Source organism: Amycolatopsis kentuckyensis, from assembly GCF_041679295.1.
Lineage (GTDB): Bacteria > Actinomycetota > Actinomycetes > Mycobacteriales > Pseudonocardiaceae > Amycolatopsis > Amycolatopsis kentuckyensis_A.
The window spans coordinates 67359-84791 of record NZ_JBGDMD010000012.1 but is presented as its reverse complement, the minus strand read 5'-3'; the positions used below and the strand labels follow the sequence as shown (position 1 = coordinate 84791).

The 17433-nt window shown below is 70.3% G+C and carries 16 protein-coding genes and 3 tRNA genes; 16 read left to right on the top strand and 3 right to left on the bottom strand.

What is annotated here, in order from left to right:
- The first annotated feature begins 11 nt into the window (after positions 1-11).
- The 10 genes from ACERZO_RS40515 (at position 12) to ACERZO_RS40470 (ending at position 8228) form a co-directional block, all read left to right on the top strand.
- Positions 12-2198 (top strand): hypothetical protein, encoded by a 2187-nt coding sequence (locus ACERZO_RS40515; RefSeq protein WP_372671292.1) that lies wholly within the window; start codon positions 12-14, stop codon positions 2196-2198.
- A gap of 234 nt (positions 2199-2432) precedes the next feature.
- A complete protein-coding gene (locus ACERZO_RS40510; protein ID WP_372671291.1) occupies positions 2433-2603 on the top strand; it encodes a hypothetical protein in 171 nt (56 codons plus the stop codon).
- Positions 2604-2605: 2 nt separating this feature from the next.
- Complete coding sequence (locus ACERZO_RS40505; protein WP_372671290.1) at positions 2606-3544, top strand: bifunctional DNA primase/polymerase; 939 nt, start codon at positions 2606-2608, stop codon at positions 3542-3544.
- A gap of 34 nt (positions 3545-3578) precedes the next feature.
- Entirely contained in the window at positions 3579-4631 is a 1053-nt protein-coding gene (locus ACERZO_RS40500; RefSeq protein ID WP_372671289.1) for an AAA family ATPase, read from the top strand.
- Between the two features lie 115 nt (positions 4632-4746).
- Positions 4747-5235, top strand: a complete 489-nt coding sequence (locus ACERZO_RS40495; protein WP_372671288.1) for a hypothetical protein — start codon at positions 4747-4749, stop codon at positions 5233-5235.
- 22 nt (positions 5236-5257) lie between these two features.
- Positions 5258-5455: a hypothetical protein gene (locus tag ACERZO_RS40490; RefSeq protein WP_372671287.1), complete on the top strand. Its 198-nt coding sequence runs from the start codon at positions 5258-5260 to the stop codon at positions 5453-5455.
- A 51-nt stretch (positions 5456-5506) separates the two neighbouring features.
- Positions 5507-6238, top strand: a complete 732-nt coding sequence (locus tag ACERZO_RS40485) for a hypothetical protein (RefSeq protein WP_372671286.1) — start codon at positions 5507-5509, stop codon at positions 6236-6238.
- Between the two features lie 201 nt (positions 6239-6439).
- The gene (locus ACERZO_RS40480; protein WP_372671285.1) at positions 6440-6640 is read left to right on the top strand and encodes a helix-turn-helix transcriptional regulator; all 201 of its coding nucleotides are present in this window, start codon (positions 6440-6442) and stop codon (positions 6638-6640) included.
- Positions 6607-8064 (top strand): integrase, encoded by a 1458-nt coding sequence (locus ACERZO_RS40475; protein WP_372671284.1) that lies wholly within the window; start codon positions 6607-6609, stop codon positions 8062-8064. Before ACERZO_RS40480 ends, ACERZO_RS40475 begins: the two co-directional genes overlap by 34 nt.
- A 63-nt stretch (positions 8065-8127) precedes the next feature.
- Positions 8128-8228 (top strand) — tRNA-Tyr (locus tag ACERZO_RS40470).
- Between the two features lie 190 nt (positions 8229-8418).
- Here ACERZO_RS40470 and lon read toward each other — a convergent pair.
- The 3 genes from lon to ACERZO_RS40455 form a co-directional block, all read right to left on the bottom strand.
- Positions 8419-10821, bottom strand: coding sequence for an endopeptidase La (gene lon / locus ACERZO_RS40465; protein WP_372671283.1), 2403 nt, complete (start codon positions 10819-10821; stop codon positions 8419-8421).
- Between the two features lie 331 nt (positions 10822-11152).
- Entirely contained in the window at positions 11153-12007 is an 855-nt protein-coding gene (locus ACERZO_RS40460) for an SAM-dependent methyltransferase (protein WP_372671282.1), read from the bottom strand.
- Between the two features lie 70 nt (positions 12008-12077).
- Positions 12078-13016 (bottom strand): GNAT family N-acetyltransferase, encoded by a 939-nt coding sequence (locus ACERZO_RS40455; protein WP_372671281.1) that lies wholly within the window; start codon positions 13014-13016, stop codon positions 12078-12080.
- 237 nt (positions 13017-13253) lie between these two features.
- Between ACERZO_RS40455 and ACERZO_RS40450 the strand changes: the two genes are divergently transcribed.
- The 6 genes from ACERZO_RS40450 to ACERZO_RS40425 all read left to right on the top strand — a co-directional run bounded on the left by ACERZO_RS40450 (position 13254) and on the right by ACERZO_RS40425 (position 17310).
- Positions 13254-15899, top strand: coding sequence for a putative bifunctional diguanylate cyclase/phosphodiesterase (locus ACERZO_RS40450; RefSeq protein ID WP_372671280.1), 2646 nt, complete (start codon positions 13254-13256; stop codon positions 15897-15899).
- Positions 15900-15978: 79 nt separating this feature from the next.
- Positions 15979-16051 (top strand) — tRNA-Thr (locus tag ACERZO_RS40445).
- A 50-nt stretch (positions 16052-16101) separates the two neighbouring features.
- A tRNA-Met gene (locus tag ACERZO_RS40440) sits at positions 16102-16174 on the top strand.
- Positions 16175-16223: 49 nt separating this feature from the next.
- The gene (gene rpmG / locus ACERZO_RS40435) at positions 16224-16388 is read left to right on the top strand and encodes a 50S ribosomal protein L33 (protein ID WP_005152047.1); all 165 of its coding nucleotides are present in this window, start codon (positions 16224-16226) and stop codon (positions 16386-16388) included.
- 77 nt (positions 16389-16465) lie between these two features.
- Complete coding sequence (locus ACERZO_RS40430; protein WP_372671279.1) at positions 16466-16915, top strand: MaoC family dehydratase N-terminal domain-containing protein; 450 nt, start codon at positions 16466-16468, stop codon at positions 16913-16915.
- Positions 16912-17310, top strand: coding sequence for a MaoC family dehydratase (locus ACERZO_RS40425; RefSeq protein WP_372671278.1), 399 nt, complete (start codon positions 16912-16914; stop codon positions 17308-17310). Before ACERZO_RS40430 ends, ACERZO_RS40425 begins: the two co-directional genes overlap by 4 nt.
- The last annotated feature ends 123 nt before the right edge of the window (positions 17311-17433 follow it).

Below are 17433 nucleotides of genomic sequence, written 5' to 3'. Positions count from 1 at the left end.
CGGAGGACCTGATGAACGAGCACATCGAGCAGACCCCGGCCGCCGGCGAGCTGGCCACCGTCCACCACCTGCCCGTCCCGGAGCCCGGCGAGGTCATTGAGGGCGAGATCGTCACCGACGAGGAGTACGCCCGGCTGACCTCGCAGAAAGCCCGCGCGATCGCCCGCTACCGCGGCTACGGCCACGACGTTGTCGCCGTCGCCCGCACCGCGCGGAAGGTGGTCAAGCACGAGAAGACGAAGGCCGCGTTCCGGCACGGCGTCGCCTACCCCGCGGCCGGGGTCAAGGTGGTCGTGGCCCGCTGGCGCGACACCCACGGCGCCAACCGCTACGAACGCATGATGCGGGGCGCGGAAGCGGCCGGGGACCAGGAAGCGTTGCGGTACTGGCAGGAAGCGGACGTTGCGGAGAAGCAGCGTCGCCACGACCGGACCATGGATTGGCTCCGGGCGCCGGGGCAGTGGATCAAGGCCAGCGTGGTCGGTTCCCTTGGCGTGACGGGGTTTCTGCTGGTCCTGGGCATCATCATGGCGATCAACGACGGCGAGATCGGCGAGGTCCTGACGCCTATCGCGGCGGTGTTCGACGCGGTGGCGTTCGCGGTGTGGTTCCTGACCACCTACGGCGTGTTCCTGCTGGTCGCTGGCACCACCGTGGCCGCCGGGTACCTCTACCAGCAGGGCCGCACGCACGGCGACATGCCCGCGTGGCTGACCCCGCCGGTCGACGGGAACACGATGGACGAACTGCCCGACGAGAACACCATCCTGAACGCGCTGAAGAACCTGAACATCCCGGGGTTCAACCGCGCGGTCAAGGAGGGGTGGCGGATCAAGTACCTGATGCCGCCGGTGGTGGACGGCAAGGGGTGGCGCACCCAGCTGGCGTTGCCGCCGGCGTGCCCGGTCGAAGAGATCGTCAAGCGCAAGACCACGTTGGCGCACAACCTGGTCCGCTACCCCCGCGAGGTGTGGCCGACCGAACCGCAACCGTCCGTTTTGGACCTGTGGGTCGCCAAGCCCGGCGCCCTGTCCGGCCCCGTCGACCCGTGGCCCCTGCTGTCCGACCTGGACAACGCCACGGCGGACTACTTCGCCGGCGTGCCGGTCGGGGTGACGCTCAAGGGCGACGTGGTGCGCGGCCGGCTGTTCGAGGCCAACTACGCCCTCGGGGGCATGATGGGGTCGGGCAAGTCCACCATGGCCATCAACCTCGTGCTCGGGGCGATCCTGGACCCGCTGGTGGACGTGGACGTCGTGGTGATGGCGGAGAACACCGACTACGACCCGATGCGCCCGCGCCTGCGGTCGCTCACCACCGGCGCCGGTGACGAGACGGTCGAAGCGTGCTTGAACCTGCTGTACGAGCTGTACGACGACCTTTCCGTGCGAGGCAAGGCACTTCAGGCCCACGCCAGCGACCGCGCGGTCACCCGGGCACTGGCCGAAAAGGACGGACGTCTCCGCCCGCGCGTGGTGGTGATCGACGAGTGCCAGAACCTGTTCATGGGCAAGGACGGCAAGAAAGCCATCGAGGTCGCGTCCAAGGTGATGAGCACCGCGCGGAAATACGCGATCACGCTGCTGTTCCTCACGCCGGAACCGTCCAAGGACGCGCTGCCCCGCAAGATCACCTCGGTGGCCAGCAACAAGGCGTGCTTCGCCATCGGCGACCAAATGGCCAACGACGCGGTGCTCGGGACCGGGTCCTACAAGGCCGGGATCTCCGCGGTCGGGCTCGCGCCGAAGACCGACGAAGGCCCCGGCGACGTCGGCACCTGCATGGCCCGCGGCTTCACCGCCCAGCCCGGTCTGCTGCGCTGCTTCTACGTCGCGCCCAAGGACGCCCACGCGGTCACCAAGCGCGCCATGGCGTTGCGCGAGCAGACGGCGCTGCCCGCCGGCCCGGACGCGCCGGCGCTGGCCGGGCCGGTCGACCACCTCGCGAACATCGCGGCCGTGCTCGGCACCGAAGCGCGGCTGCGGACCCAAGAGGTGTTGCAGCGGCTGACCGAACGCGACCGCGGCACCTATGCCGAGTGGACGCACAGCGACCTGAACGAGGCGTTGCCGGAGTCGGCGAAGCCGTACAAGACCGGCGGGGTCATGCAGGTCTCCGCCGCCCGCGTCCGCGACGCCATCGCGGAGCGTGACAACGACGGCGAGTTCGACGGCGACGAACCCGAGGGAACCGACTGAGGGAGGCCACGAAACCGAGGGAGTTCTCCCTCGCTGCCTCCCTCGGGCCGCCTCCCTCACCTGACCAGCGCCAACGCTGACTAGGGAGGCAAGGGACCCACCCGCGCAAACTCCCTGATCACGGCCCGAAACCCCCACTTGAGCACCCCGTGACGCGGCTCCCTCCCGGGACACCGCGCCAGCCGACGCTACCCAAAAACAGGCACACACCGTAACCGACCGAAAGGCACCGAGATGGCGACCCAGTACGCGCACATCGGCAAGAAGTCCTTGTGGTCCGGCAAGTTCAAGACCCTCTGCGGGCTCACGATCGAGCCCGGCCACGCGAAAGAGCCGTGGTTCCCGATCTTCTTCAAGACCTGCCCCGGGTGCGCCGCGGTCCAGCAGCAGAACGGAGGCAAGTAGCGATGGACACGACCACTTTGGACGCCGCACTTGCCGCCGCGGCCCGCGGCTGGCACGTCTTCCCGCTCCGCCCCGGCAGCAAGCGCCCTGCTGGACACCCGGAGGACCGCTGCCCCGCCACCGGCCGGTGCGCCGGCGGACACCGCACCTGGGAGCAGCGCGCCACCACCGACCCGGACAAGATCCGGGCCGCGTGGACGCACGCTCCGTACGGCATCGGCGTGGCCACCGGCCCGTCCGGGCTGTGCGTGTTGGACCTGGACACCCTGAAGCCCGGCGAGACCGTGCCGGAGCGGTGGGCCGCGGCCGGCGCCCGGTCCGGTGAGGACGCGCTCGCCGTCGTCGCCGACGACGCGGGGCAGGAGCTGCCCGGCGACACGCTCACGGTCCGGACGCCCTCGGGTGGGCTGCACCTGTACTACCGGGTTCCGGGGGACGTGACACTGCGGAACACCAGCGGCGAGCGCGGAAGCGGGCTCGGCTGGAAGGTCGACACCCGGGCGTGGGGCGGCTACGTCGTCGGTCCCGGCACGGTCACCGACGCCGGCCGGTACGCGTTCGTGTGGGACGGCGCCGTGGCGGAGCTGCCCGGCTGGCTGGTTGAGCGGCTCACCCCGGCACCGCTGCCGGCCGCGCCGGCGGTGCCCATCCGCCCGGCCGGCGGCCGGCGCTCCCGCTACCTCGATGCCGCGATCACGGCGGAAGCGGGAAAGGTTCACGACGCGCCGGCGAGCCAACGCAACGCCGCGCTCTACGCCGGCGCACTCGCGCTCGGGCAGCTGGTCGCCGGCGACGCGCTCAGCGAAGACGAGCACCAGGCCGTGCTGCTGACCGCCGCCCGCCGGCACATCGCGTGCGGCGCCTACAGCGAACACCAGGCCCTGGCCACCATCCGGTCCGGCCTGCGCGCCGGGCGCAACCGGCCCCGCCGGATCGCCTGACCTGCCCGTTGTCACGTCCCTGGAGGTCCGAACCATGACCACGCCCCGGCCGCTGGCCGCCGTGCCGACACCGCCCGCCCGCCGCACCCGCTGGACGGACGCGGAGCTGATGCGAGAGGAGTTCCCGCCGCCGAAGTGGGCCGTGCCCGGCCTGCTGGCGGAAGGGCTGAACCTGCTGGCCGGCGCGCCGAAGCTGGGCAAGTCATGGTTTTCGCTCGGCACCGGGGCCGCCATCGCCAACGGCGACCCGGTGCTCGGGTCGATCGAGGTGGAGCGCGGCCCGGTCCTGTACTGCGCGCTGGAGGACACCGGCCGGCGGTTGCAGCGCCGGCGACGGCAGATGCTTGCCGCCGGCGGGCGGGCCGCGCCGCTGCTCACCCTCGAAACCGCCTGCCCCACCATGACCAACGGCGGCGACGCAGTGCTGGTCGAGTGGCTGGAGGAGAACCCGCACGCCCGGCTGGTCATCATCGACACCTTCGAGAAGATGCGCGGCACCGACGCGGCCGGGGCTTCGGCCTACAGCGCCGACTACGCCGCGGCCGGGCGGTTCAAGCAGCTGGCCGACCACTACAGCGTCCCGTTCCTGCTCATTCACCACGTCCGCAAGCAGAGCGCCGAAGACTGGCAGAACCTGGTCTCCGGCACCGCGGGCATCACCGGGGCGGTCGACGCGACGCTCGTTCTCGAGCGCGGGCGTGGGCAGGCGGACGGGGTGCTGCACGTGACCGGCCGCGACGTCGAAGAAGCCGATTACGCCATGAGCTTCGACGCCACCGCCGGCGCCTGGACCAAGCTCGACGGCCCCGCCGCGGACCACCTGGTCGCCGACACCCGTGCCGAGATCCTGCGGTTGCTGCGGGAGCACGGGCCGCTGAAGCCCGCGCGGATCGCCGAAGCGCTCGGGGCCAACCCGGGCAGCATCCGCCAGACCTGCAAGCGCATGGGCGACGCCGGGCAGCTCGCCCGCACCACGGACGGCACCTACAGCGCCCCAGGCGGGAGCGGTGACACCAGTACCACCCCTGCCCTGTCACACCTGTCACCGCTGTCACTCCAGGCCACTGACCAGCAGGAACGGGTGTGACAGCGGGAGTGACACCCCGAGGACCTGTCACACCCCGTCGTCAGCGCCGCACTCCGCTCCTCACCCACGTGGGGACGTGACAAAGCCCAGCTCACCGCACTGAGGAAGGACCACAATGGACACGTTCACCCTCCCGGCCCGGCTCCCGTGGCCCGGACCCGGCCCGCGGCCCCGCATCCTGATCGGGTTCTGCTGCCAGGGCGGCGAAGCGATGGGCTACTGGCAAGCCGGGTTCGACGTCACCGGCGTCGACTGCAAGCCCCAGCCCCGTTTCCCGTTCCGGTTCGTGCAGGGCGACGCGATCGCCTACGCCCGCGAGCGCGGCCACGAATTCGCCGCCGTGGCAGGGGGGCCGCCGTGCCAGGGCTACTCTCTGACCCACCGCATCCACGGCAACGATCACCCGCGCCTGATCGCCCAGTTCCGCCGCGTGGTGGCCGGGCTCGGCACGCCGTACGTGATCGAGAACGTCGAAGAAGCCCGCGCCGAACTCCGCGACCCCGTCCTGCTGTGCGGCGCCATGGCTGGGTTCGGGCTACACACACACCTACCGGCACCGGCTGTTCGAGACCAACTGGCCTCTCACCGTCCCCGACCACCCTGAGCACGGCGACCCGATGGTCAAGATGGGCCGTCCGCTCCAGGCCGGGGACTGGTACCACGCGGTCGGCAACTTCTCCGGCGTCCCTTATGTCCGCGCCGACATGGGTGTGCCGTGGATGAACCGCGACGGCATCCGCGAGTGCATCCCACCGGTCTACGCCCGCCATATCGGTACCCAGCTGCTCGCCCACCTCGCCGCCACCGCAGCCGTCGCCGCCTGACCCGGTGGGGACGTGACAAAGCCCAGCTCGCCGAACCGAGAGGAGACCCGGATGTGCCGATCAGCCGCCGAAGGTGGCCGCCGGTGCAGCGGACGCAGCTGCGGCGCCGCCGGCGCCCGCGCCCGACAGGCCCGCTGCCGCGCCCGCAACAACCTCGAAGCCGCCCGCATCACCGGCGAGCCGGACCGGATCGCCGCGGCCGAAGCGAAGTACACCGCCGTCACCGGCACCCCGCCGCCCCCGCCCAACGTCGCCGGCACCTTCGCCGGCCAGCTGCCCAGCCCGCCCGAACCGACCGCGCCGGAGAAGCCCATGCCGACACCCGAGGAACCGAAGCCCAGCACACCGGAACCGGCCAGCACGCCGACCGGGTCGACTGCAGACCGCGTCCGCGACGTGGTCGCCAAGCTGGGCAAGAACGGGCAATGGGCAGCCGGGATCGTAGACATCCGAAAGGCCCTCGGGGACGTCGACCACGCCGAACTGAGCCGGGTCCTGACGGACATGGCCCGCACCGACCCCAACGTCCACCTGCTGCCCGAGGACAACCGCAAGGCCCTGACTCAGGAAGACCACGACGCCGCGGTCGACTACTCCGGCGAGGCCCAGCACATCGTCGTCATCGAGCGGCCCCGCGACACCAGCGCCAAGGACCGGGTGCAGGACGCCGGCGTCGGCAACGCCAGCGCCGATGACCTCGCCGCGGCGCTGCGGGACCCGCTGATCTCGTCGCGGACGTACGACGAGATCCGGGCGGAGCAGAAGCGCCGCGGACTCGCCTAACCGGCCTGACCTGCACGTTGTCACGTCCCCGGCAGGTGTGACACCAGCGACCACCCCCCAGGTGTCACACCTGTCACTCCGTCACTCAACCCACGCTGACCAGCACAAACAGGTGTGACAACACCTGTGACACGACCAGAGGGAGTCACCCATGTTCGTCGCCGTCCTGACCGTTGCGCGGCAAGGGGAGATCAGCAGCTTATGGCTACCGGCGTCGGTTCACTCGCAATGCTCACCGTGAACGAGATTTGCGACTTGCTGAAAGTGTCGCGCCGCACGTTCTACGAATGGCGCGCAAAGAACACCGGTCCGCGGTGCACCAAACTGCCTAACGGCGAACTCAGGGTGCGTCGGACGGAATTCGAACGTTGGATGAATTCGTGCGGAGAGGCGGCCGCCTGATGGGTGCGACGAGTTACAAGGTGACGGTCTGGTCCCTCCAGACGCGCTATAAGACAGGTGCCGCGGGAAAGCGCGTACCGGCCCGGTACGTCGTCCGCTGGAAGGTTGAGGACGAGCGGTTCGACCAGACCTTCAAGCTCTATGCGCAGGCGGACAGCTTCCGATCCGACCTCAAGTCGGCTGCAAAGCGCGGCGAGGCATTCGACGTCGAAACGGGGCTCCCGGAATCGAAGATGCCTCCGCCGGAAAAGCCCGCTGACGTGCCCTGGGTTCGGTTCGCCTGCCAGTACGCGGACATGAAGTGGGACGACATTTCACCCAAGCATCGGGCGAGCATCGCTGACTCGCTGGTCGCGATCACACTGCACGCGGCACCAAACACCCCAGGGCGGCCCGAAACCAGCGTGGCATCGCGGGCGCTGCGCTGGGCGTTCAACAAGGGTCACCGGCACATGGAGCCTCCCGAGCGGTTCGCAGGTGCCCTGCTGTGGTTCGAAGGGAACTGCTGGACCGTCGCCGAATTCGCGGCGCCGGAACGGTTCCGCGCCGTGTACTCGGCGCTGGCTCGAAAGCGCGACGGAGAACGTGCAGCACGCAGCACGGTCAAGTTGCGTCGCGCGGCTCATCGGGAGGCGTTCGACTACGCCATCGAGTGCAAATTGCTCGACGCCAACCCGTACTCGGAGCTGACCCTGAAGAAGGTGAAGACCGTCGTCCGACAGGTCGACAAGCGCAGTGTGGTGAACCCGATTCAGTTCCGCACGATCCTCAACGAGGTTCGGCGGATCGCCCCGCGGTTGGTCCTCTTCTTCGCGCTGCTTTTCTTCGCCGGCATGCGGCCCGAAGAGGCGACAGCGGTTCGGAGAAGTGACTTCGAGCTGCCGCCGCGAGTGTTCGACGAGACGACCGGCGAATGGCAGTACGCGGATGGGGAAATCCACCTGAGCGACGCGCGGCCGGACATCGCGGGGGAGTGGACGGACTCTGGCGAGCGCAGTGAAGCGCGGGAGCAGCTCAAGCACCGCGAGAAGGACGACGGGCGAACCGTGCCGTGTCCGGCTGAGCTGACCCGGCTGGTGTACGAGCACATCGACGCCTACGGCGTCGCGGCGGACGGCCGCCTGGTGCGCGGACAGCGCGACGACCGGCCGTTGTCGAGCAGCGTGTATCTGCGGGTGTGGGGGAAAGCGCGTGCAGTGGCGTTCGTGCCGGAAGTCGCCGCCTCCCCGCTCGGGAAACGCCCCTACGATCTCCGGCACGCCGCGGTTTCGGTCTGGCTGAGCGTCACCGGCGACCCGGTCCGTGTTGCGGCCTGGGCCGGCCACACCGTCGCGGTCCTGCTTCGGGTGTACGCGAAGGTCATCGACGGCGGCGAGCAGCAGGCTCGCGCACGACTCGCGGCATGGCTGAAGGGAGCGGCTTGAAGTCGCTGGGAAGGTTCCTGGTGGGCCATCCGTGGGCCAGCGACACACGTGGTATCCCGACAAACGGCATCGGCGCAGGTCAGACACCCTGCGAGTGGAGGCTGCCGGGCTGGCTGTAAACCAGTTGGCTTACGCCTACGGGGGTTCGAATCCCTCACCCGCCACTTCGTTCGCGAGAGAGCCCTGTCTGCGGAATGCGCAGACAGGGCTCTCTTCGTTGTGTCCTCTGGGGGTCGAACCCCCAGACCCCCGCCAAGGGGCTCCGCCCCCTGGACCCCCGGGACGTGGTTGCTTTTGTGGAGCGGCCGGTTCCCTTTGGGGGAGAAGGGAACCGGCCGCGGGCGGCGTTCGGGGTTACGCCGCCTGGGAAACCGGCGTTGATGCCGGGGTCAAAGCCAGCTCCAGGACCTCGCGGACGTTCGCCACCGCGTGCACGTCGAGCTGTGAGAGCACCTCGGCCGGGACGTCGTCCAGGTCCGGCTCGTTGCGCTGCGGGATGATCACCGTCTTCATGCCCGCTCGGTGGGCCGCCAGCAGCTTCTGCTTCACGCCGCCGATCGGGAGGACCCGGCCCGTCAGCGACACCTCACCGGTCATCGCCACGTCCGCCCGGACCACGCGGCCCGAGAGCAGCGATGCCAGCGCCGTCGTCATCGTCACGCCCGCCGATGGCCCGTCCTTCGGGACCGCGCCCGCCGGGACGTGGACGTGGATGCCTCGCTTGCGCAGGTCGCCCACCGGGAGCTCCAGCTCCGCTCCGTGCGAGCGCAAGTACGACAGCGCGATCTGCACCGACTCCTTCATCACGTCGCCGAGCTGGCCGGTCAGCTGCAGCCCGGACGCGCCGGACTCCTCGTCCGCCAGCGATGCCTCGATGTAGAGGACGTCACCGCCGGCGCCCGTCACCGCCAGGCCCGTTGCCACGCCCGGGGTTGCCGTGCGCTGCGTCGACGCAGGGAGCGACGACTCCGGGATGTGCCGCGGGCGGCCCAGGTAGGTGTCCAGATCACCGGCGTCGATGGAAACCGGCAGCGACACCTCGTCCAGCGCCACCTTCGTCGCGACCTTGCGCAGTACCTTCGCGATCGTGCGGTTCGCGTCGCGCACGCCCGCCTCGCGGGTGTACTCGGCGGCGATCCGGCTGAACGCCGCGTCCGTCAGGACGACGTCCGCGATGCCGAGGCCGGCGCGCTCCAGCTCGCGGGGGAGCAGGTGGTCGCGGGCGATCGTCACCTTCTCGTGCTCGGTGTAGCCGTCCAGCGTGACGAGCTCCATGCGGTCCAGCAGCGGGCCGGGGATGGTCTCCAGCGCGTTGGCCGTCGCCAGGAACACGACGTCGGACAGGTCCAGCTCGACCTCGAGGTAGTGGTCGCGGAACGTGTGGTTCTGCTCCGGGTCCAGCACTTCGAGCAGCGCCGCCGTCGGGTCGCCGCGGTAGTCGGCGCCGACCTTGTCGATCTCGTCGAGCAGGACGACCGGGTTCATCGAGCCGGCTTCCTTGATGGCGCGGACGATCCGGCCGGGCAGCGCGCCGACGTACGTGCGGCGGTGGCCGCGGATCTCCGCCTCGTCGCGGATGCCGCCCAGCGCCACCCGGACGAACTTGCGGCCCATGGCCTTCGCGACGGACTCACCCAGCGACGTCTTGCCGACCCCGGGAGGGCCCGCGAGGGCGAGCACCGCGCCCGAACGACGTCCGCCCACCGGGCCCATGCCCGATTCGGCGCGGCGCTTGCGCACCGCCAGGTACTCGATGATGCGTTCCTTGACGTCGTCGAGGCCGGCGTGGTCGGCGTCCAGCACCGCGCGGGCCGCGGCGATGTCGTAGACGTCCTCGGTGCGCTCGTTCCAGGGCAGCTCCAGGACGGTGTCCAGCCACGTGCGGATCCAGCCGCCCTCGGGGGACTGCTCGGACGTGCGGTCCAGCTTGTCCACTTCGGCCAGCGCGGCCTTCTTCACGGCGTCGGGCAGCTCGGCACCCTCGACGCGGGCGCGGTAGTCCGTCTCGTCGGCGGTGCCGTCGAGCTCGCCGAGCTCCTTGCGGATGGCCTCGAGCTGGCGGCGCAGCAGGAACTCCTTCTGCTGCTTCTCCATGCCCTCGGCGACGTCCTTGCGGATCGTGTCGGTCACCTCGAGCTCGGCCAGGTGCTCCTTGCTCCACTCGAGGGCCTTCTCGAGGCGCGCGGTGACGTCGAGGGCGCCGAGCAGCTCGAGCTTCTGGTCGGTGGACAGGTAGGGCGCGTTGCCGGACAGGTCGGCGACCGCGGACGCGTCCTCGACCTGCTGGACGGCGTCGATCAGCTGCCAGCCGCCGCGCTGCTGGAGGATCGAGATGACGACGGCCTTGTACTCGGCCGCGAGCTTCGCGGTCTGGTCGTCCGTGGTCTCGGTGGCGTCCTCGGCGTGCACCCAGCGGGCGGCACCGGGGCCGTCGGCGATCCGGCCGACGAGCGCGCGGGCGGTGCCGCGCAGCAGGACGGCGGCCTTCCCGCCGGGCACGCGGCCGATGCGCTCGACCGTCGCGACGGTGCCGTACTCGGCGTACTCACCGTGGACGCGCGGCACGATCAGGACCTCGGCCTTGCTGGCGCCGGTCGACCGGATGCCGGGGAACGAGGCCTGGCTGGGGGTGTTGGCCTGGGCGGACTCCACCGCGGCCCGCGTCTCGGTGTCGGTGAGGTCGAGCGGGACGACCATGCCCGGCAGCACGACGTCGTCATCGAGCGGGAGCACGGGCAGGAGGCGGGTGTCGGACATGTGCACTCCTCGTGTAGTTGAGTCTGCCTTGCTCAACTCTCCGATGGGTGCGTTTGTTTCCGATGGTGCGTTCGCCCGCAGCGATCGGGGAAACCGCAGGTCAGGCGCCTGGCTTGACTCCGATGCCGCACCAGGCGAACGGCCGCGTCGATCGGGGTTCGCGGCTCCTCCGGGTCAGTCCGGCAATTCCCCGACGCGAGCAGCGGCCAGCCGCCGAACCACTGGAGCAGCTCGAGGTCCGACCGCAGCCACGCCGGGTTCGACGTGTCGCGGTAGGCATCGATGGACCGCTTCACCTCCGCGGCGCGCGGGGTGGACACCGCTCCTTCGCTCAGGCGCCTGGCTTGACTCCGATGCCACACCACGCGAACGGCCGTGCCTCGGCCTCCAACGCGTTCAGCTTCCGGTCCGGCCGCCAGTCCGGCAGGTGCACGATCCCCGGCTCCATGATCTCCCAGTCGCCGAACAGGGGCTCGATCTCGTCGCGGTCGCGAAGCCACACCGGGTTGCTCGTCTTGCGGTACTGCTCGACGAACCAGCGCAGCCCGGCCAGCGCCTCGCCTTCCCCGTCGCCCTCGCTCATCTGCGAGATCGCCAGCCAGCTGCCCGGCGCGAGCTTGTCGCGGTAGGCCTTCAGCAGGCCGATGGGGTCGTCGTCCGGGCCCACGAAGTGCAGGACCGCCATCATCATCAGGCAGACCGGCTGCGAGAAGTCGATGAGCCGCTTCGTCTCTTCGGCGCGCAGCACGGACTTCGCGTCGCGCATGTCGGCCTGGACGATGCCCGCCCAGTCCGTCGCCATCTCCTCTTCGAGGATCAGCGTCGCGTGCGCGACCGCGACCGGCTCGTAGTCGACGTACACGACCTTCGCGTCGTGGTCCTCGGGCAGCTCCGCCTCGACGACCTCGTGGACGTTGCCCGCCGTCGGGACGCCGGAGCCGAGGTCGATGAACTGGCGGATGCCGGCCCGCAGCGCCGCCCGGACCGCGCGGTTCATGAACTCGCGGTTCTGCTTCGAGCCGGGGCGCACGAGCGGCCACTGCTGCTCCATGCGCCTGCCGAACTCGCGGTCCACGGCCCAGTTCTGCGTGCCGCCCAGGTACCAGTCGTAGATCCGGGCCGCGGACGGCTTCTCGGTGTCGACGCCTTCAGGTGCTCTCGGCGCCGAATCGCGCTGGTCGGTCACTTCCGGCTCCCCTCGCTGCTCCCGGGGCAAGCCTATAAGGACGGACCCCGCGGGGTAAGCCGCCAGTCGTTCAGCGGACGGCCGGCCGGCGCTGCCAGTACGTCCACAGCGGGCGGTACCCCTGCGCGTACCAGAACGGCGTCGACAGCGGGTTCGCCGCCGCGTGGTGGAGGAGGACGACGTCGGCGCCTTCCTCGTCCAGGACGTGGTGGGCGTGCGCGGCCAGCGCGGTACCGACACCGGACGACCGCGCGGTCTCCGCGACGGCCAGCGAAGAGAGGTAGCCGACGCGGGACGCCTTGACGCGGTCGCTGATCCAGGCGGTCTCGCCGGGGTGCTGGACGTTCACCATGCCGAGCGGACGGCCGTACAGCTCGGCGATCCACAGCGGCGGCTCCGGCCGGTTCAGCTGCTCGGCGAGGTCCTTGGCCATGATGTCCTCGATGCCCTTGCGGAAGTTGACCGTGCCGTACTGCGCGTCGAAGGTGTGCAGCTCCAGGCCCAGCGCGACGGCGGTTTCGAGGTCGCCGGGCTCGGCGCGGCGGATCTTGACGCCGGGCGTGCCGCGCGGGCCGGCCGGGATCATCCGGTCCGCCGGGCGGACCGCGATCACCCGCAGCGGGGCGAACCCGTGGTGCAGCATTTCCCGCGTACCGGCGGCGTCCCGGCTCGCGCGCGGGACGATCGCCGCGGTCTCGGTGTCGCCGCGCTCGGCGACCGCGCGCAGATGTTCATCCCATCGGGTGAGGAGCGCGTCGAGGGCGGCCGCCGGCTGCGGGCCGGCCAGCTGGAGGTCGAGCCGGTGCTCGGTCAGCGCCCGCCACGGCGCGTTCGGCGCGTCCTGGTCGACCTGGATGCGCGAGGCGAGGCCGGAGGCGGCCGAGCCGCCGGTCGCGACCTCCAGCACCACCGCGCTTTCCGCCGCTTCGAAGGGAGAAGAACCGGGGAGCAGGGGATCCACCGCCGCGAGCCGGGCCGCGTGTTCGGTGGCTATCACGTCGCTGTGCATGGGTTCATTGAAGCGCTACCCGGGCCGCTGCGTGCAGGGGACTTACCCCTGCTTGTGCACCCGTTGTTTCACCCCTTGGTCCACGCAGGTCAGCGCCATCGAGGCATTGTTAACCCTGGGGTGATCTCCTACTGTCTCGAAAGGGACACGGGTACGCCCTACGGGGTACGGTATGGCCCTTGTCCACACCCGAAGTCACGGATCAGTACCGGTGGACAAGCCGGGAGGGAAGGTCGGATGCCGGACACCAACGCCCACGGCGACGCCGTAGCGCAGGCGCAGCCCGGGCCGGGAGCCGCTTCCGGGACACCGCCCGTCTCCGCCGAAGCCCGCACCGACGAACGCCGGTTCCGCGCGTACACCTTCGCCGTCCTGAGCATCGGGCTCGTCGCCGCGTTCGCCGTCGGCTCCTGGCTGCCGTTCCACTGGGACAGCAGGCTCCTCTGGATCGGCCCGGTGCTCGCGGTCGCGTTCCTGCTCGCCGAACAGCTCGGCATCAACGTCGACGTCCGCAGCGGCATCTCGTGGACGATCTCGTTCACCGAAATCCCGCTCGTCATCGGGTTCTTCGTCGCGCCGTTCGAAGTCGTGCTGGCCGCGCACCTGGTCGCCGGCATCGGCACGCTGCTCGCGCGCAAGGTCGCCGGCCGCGTCCTCTACAACGCGGGCGCGTTCCTGCTCGAGATCACCGGCGCCTTCGGGGTCGCCGGGCTGGTGAAGGTCGCCGTCGGCGCCGGGGCGGGCGACAAGATCCCGTGGGTCGCCGCGCTGGCGGGCACCCTGACCGCGCCGCTGGTGAGCACGCTGCTCGCGCTGGCCGCGGTCCGCGTCCTGCGGCGCCGGATGCGGGTCAGCACCGCCGTCCGGCTCACCGCGCGGATCCTGGTCGTCGGGTTCGTCAACGCCTCCGTCGGCCTGTCCGGCTACCTCGTCATTTCGAACACGCCCAAGGCGTGGCCGCTGGTGCTCGCCGTGTTCCTCGGTCTGACCGCGCTGTACTGGGCCTACTCCGACCTGCTGCGCGAGCAGCGGGACATGGAAGCGCTGTCCGACGTCAGCTTGATGGTCGCCCGCTCGGGCCAGCAGGCCGCGGCGCGCCCGGCCAGCCGCGCCGACGAGCTCGTCGGCGGCGTCGACGTCCGCGAGTGGGCCACGATCGCCGAGCGCATCAAGGACCAGCTGGCCGCCGGCCGCGTCGTGCTGAGACTGCGGCTCGAGCCGAAGGACGCCATGCGCGTCGTCGTCGCCGGCGACGACCTGCCGCCCGCCGACCCGGCCGCCGACGACCCGCTGCTGCGCCTGCCCGGCGCACACGTCCGGCACTTCCGGATCACCGAAGCCAACCCCGACGTCCGCGCGGCGCTGCTCGACCGCGGCGCGCAGGAGGCGCTCGTCGTGCCGCTGCGCAGCGCGAACCAGCTGCTCGGCGTCGTCGAGGCGCACGACCGGCTGTCCCGCTGGCGCGGGTTCGGCAAGTACGACGTCCAGCTGCTCGGGACGATGGCCAGCCACCTGGCGACGTCGCTGGACAACCGCCGCCTGCTCGCCACGCTGCGCCACGACGCCTACCACGACCCGCTCACCGGGCACCTCAACCGGCCGGGCTTCCGGCAGGTGGCGAAGGAACCGTTGCGGGACTTCGCGAACGCCGTCGTGCTGCGGATCGACCTCGACGTCTTCTCGACGGTCAGCGACGCGCTGGGGTACGCGTGGGCCGACCGGATGGTGATCGCCGCCGGCCGCCGCATCCGCGACGCGCTCGGCCCCGACGTCCCGCTCGCCCGCCTCGAAGGCGCGTCCTTCGCGGCGCTGCTGGTCGGCTGCCCGCCGGAGGACGCCCACGCGGCGGCGGAACGGCTGCGCGAGGAGCTTTCCGCGCCGTACCCGGTGGACCGGCTGTCGGTCGAGGCGAACGCGATGATCGGCTACGCGACGACGACGCCCGAGGAATCCGGCGACGTCGTCGACATCGAAGGCCTGCTGCAGCGCGCCGACGTCGCCGTCCGCGCGACGAAGGGCGGCGAAGAGGTCCGCGGCTACGTGCCGAGCATGGGGCAGATCTTCCTGCGCCGCTTCCAGATGGTCACGCAGTTCCGGCAGTCCCTCGAGGACGGCCAGGTCAGCGTGCACTACCAGCCGAAGATCACCCTGCCGAACCGCCAGGTGCAGGGCGTCGAGGCGCTGGTCCGCTGGGTGCACCCGGAGTTCGGCAGGCTCGGCCCGGACGAGTTCGTCCCGGCCATCGAGGCGGCCGGCCTGATCGGCGTCCTGACGGGTTTCGTGCTCGGCGAGGCGCTCAAGCGCTGCCGCAAGTGGCTCGACGAGGGCCTGCGGATCTCGGTCGCGGTCAACCTGTCGGTGCGCAACCTGGCCGACGAGGACTTCCCGAACAAGGTGGCCCGCGAACTGGAGCACTACGGCATCCCGCCGGAGCTGCTGACGTTCGAGCTGACCGAGTCCGGCGTGATGTCCGACCCGCAGAAGGCGCTGCCGATCCTCCGCGAGCTGCACTCGCTGGGCATCACGCTCGCGGTGGACGACTTCGGCACGGGCTACTCGTCGCTGGCGTACCTGCGGCAGCTGCCGGTCGACCAGGTCAAGATCGACAAGAGCTTCGTCCTCGGCATGGGCACCGACCTCGGCGACCTCGCGGTGGTCCGCTCGATCGTCGAGCTGGGCCACTCGCTCGGCCTGACGGTGGTCGCGGAAGGCGTCGAGGAGGACGTGGCCCGCGACCAGCTCGAGGCGATGGGCTGCGACGTCGCCCAGGGCTACTTGATCTCGCGACCGCTGCCGGAGGACCGCCTGGAGGCGTGGCTGCAGGCCCGCACGGCGCGCTCGCCGGGACGCCACTCGGAGACCGTGCTTACCCTGCTGACCTGAGGTTTTGTGCTAAGGGGACCCCGGTTGCACGGGCGGGTGACGGTCCTTGCTAATCTTTCCAAGTCCTCGCGAGAGGCAGGCCCCTTTAGCTCAGTCGGCAGAGCGTCTCCATGGTAAGGAGAAGGTCTACGGTTCGATTCCGTAAAGGGGCTCTCGACCTCAGCCGCGTCACGCCTGCGTGTCGCGGCTTGGGTCATGTAAGGGCGGTGTAGCTCAGTTGGCAGAGCAAGCGGCTCATAATCGCTGTGTCGCCGGTTCAAGTCCGGCCACCGCTACGCGGTAACGACGGGGCTGGCCCCCGGACCTGAGAGAGAAGGAAACGCTGTGGCTGCCACCGACGTGCGACCCAAGATCACGCTGGCGTGCGAAGAGTGCAAGCACCGCAACTACATCACCAAGAAGAACCGGCGCAACAACCCGGATCGCCTGGAGATGAAGAAGTTCTGCCCGAACTGCGGTACGCACCGGACGCACAAGGAAACCCGCTGACGTAGCGCGTTCACACCAGCTTCGAAGAGCCGCCCTGGACCACCAGGGCGGCTCTTCGCTGTTGGTAGCCTCTCCGGGTGCCTTTGGACGAGTCGTTCACCGGGCGGGCGTACCCGCCGCAGACCAGCTACGAAGTGAGCCGGGAGAAGATCCGCGAGTTCGCCGACGCGATCGGCGACGCGAACCCGGTCTACCGCGACCCCGAAGCCGCGAAAGCCGCCGGCCACCCGGACGTGATCGCGCCCCCGACGTTCATCACGATCGTCAACCTGGCGGCGATCAACGCGATCGTGACGGACCCGGAGCTGGGGCTGGACTACTCCCGGATGGTCCACGGTGACCAGCAGTTCAGCTACAGCCGCCCGGTCCGGGTCGGCGACCGCCTGCTGCTGACGACGCACATCGACAAGATCATGGCCCGGGCGGGCAACGACTTCATCAACCTGCGAGCCGAGATCGTCGACGGCGAGGGCGAGCACATCGCCACGACGAGGGCCCAGCTGGTGGTCCGGGGGGAGGACGCGTGAACATCGGCGACGAGCTGCCTACGATCGAGGTGAGGGTGACGCGCGACCAGCTGGTCCGCTACGCGGGAGCGTCCCTGGACTTCAACCCGATCCACTGGAACGAGGCGTTCGCGAAAGAGGTGGGACTCCCGGACGTGATCGCCCACGGGATGCTGACGATGGCCCTGGCGGGAAGAGTGGTGACGGACTGGCTGGGCGACCCGGCGAGGTTGATCGACTTGAGCGCCCGCTTCACGAGGCCAGTGGTGGTCCCCAACACGCCCGAAGGCGCATTGGTGGAGTTCTCGGGCAAGGTCGGAGCGATCAACGAGGACGGAACGGCGAGGATCGACCTGGTGGCCAAGTTCGACGGAAAGACGGTCCTGGGCAAGCCACAAGCTCTGGTGCGCGTTTAGCGGACTGCCCAAGGCGAGGGTCAAGGGCGAACAGGCACCGACGAGCACCCAGACCCCCGCGCACCCCGATCCGAAGCCAGAACACGGCCGGCAGCGCCGGGTCAAGGCATCTTTCCCGCCTTG

What these genes read in the sequence shown, in the direction of transcription:
- ACERZO_RS40450 (WP_372671280.1), top strand. Translation starts at nt 13,254, where the DNA reads ATGCCGGACACCAACGCCCACGGCGACGCCGTAGCGCAGGCGCAGCCC.
- ACERZO_RS40510 (WP_372671291.1), top strand. Translation starts at nt 2,433, where the DNA reads ATGGCGACCCAGTACGCGCACATCGGCAAGAAGTCCTTGTGGTCCGGC.
- ACERZO_RS40485 (WP_372671286.1), top strand. Translation starts at nt 5,507, where the DNA reads ATGTGCCGATCAGCCGCCGAAGGTGGCCGCCGGTGCAGCGGACGCAGC.
- ACERZO_RS40490 (WP_372671287.1), top strand. Translation starts at nt 5,258, where the DNA reads ATGGGCCGTCCGCTCCAGGCCGGGGACTGGTACCACGCGGTCGGCAAC.
- ACERZO_RS40455 (WP_372671281.1), bottom strand. Translation starts at nt 13,016, where the DNA reads ATGCACAGCGACGTGATAGCCACCGAACACGCGGCCCGGCTCGCGGCG.
- ACERZO_RS40505 (WP_372671290.1), top strand. Translation starts at nt 2,606, where the DNA reads ATGGACACGACCACTTTGGACGCCGCACTTGCCGCCGCGGCCCGCGGC.
- ACERZO_RS40515 (WP_372671292.1), top strand. Translation starts at nt 12, where the DNA reads ATGAACGAGCACATCGAGCAGACCCCGGCCGCCGGCGAGCTGGCCACC.
- ACERZO_RS40500 (WP_372671289.1), top strand. Translation starts at nt 3,579, where the DNA reads ATGACCACGCCCCGGCCGCTGGCCGCCGTGCCGACACCGCCCGCCCGC.
- lon (WP_372671283.1), bottom strand. Translation starts at nt 10,821, where the DNA reads ATGTCCGACACCCGCCTCCTGCCCGTGCTCCCGCTCGATGACGACGTC.
- ACERZO_RS40495 (WP_372671288.1), top strand. Translation starts at nt 4,747, where the DNA reads ATGGACACGTTCACCCTCCCGGCCCGGCTCCCGTGGCCCGGACCCGGC.
- ACERZO_RS40480 (WP_372671285.1), top strand. Translation starts at nt 6,440, where the DNA reads ATGGCTACCGGCGTCGGTTCACTCGCAATGCTCACCGTGAACGAGATT.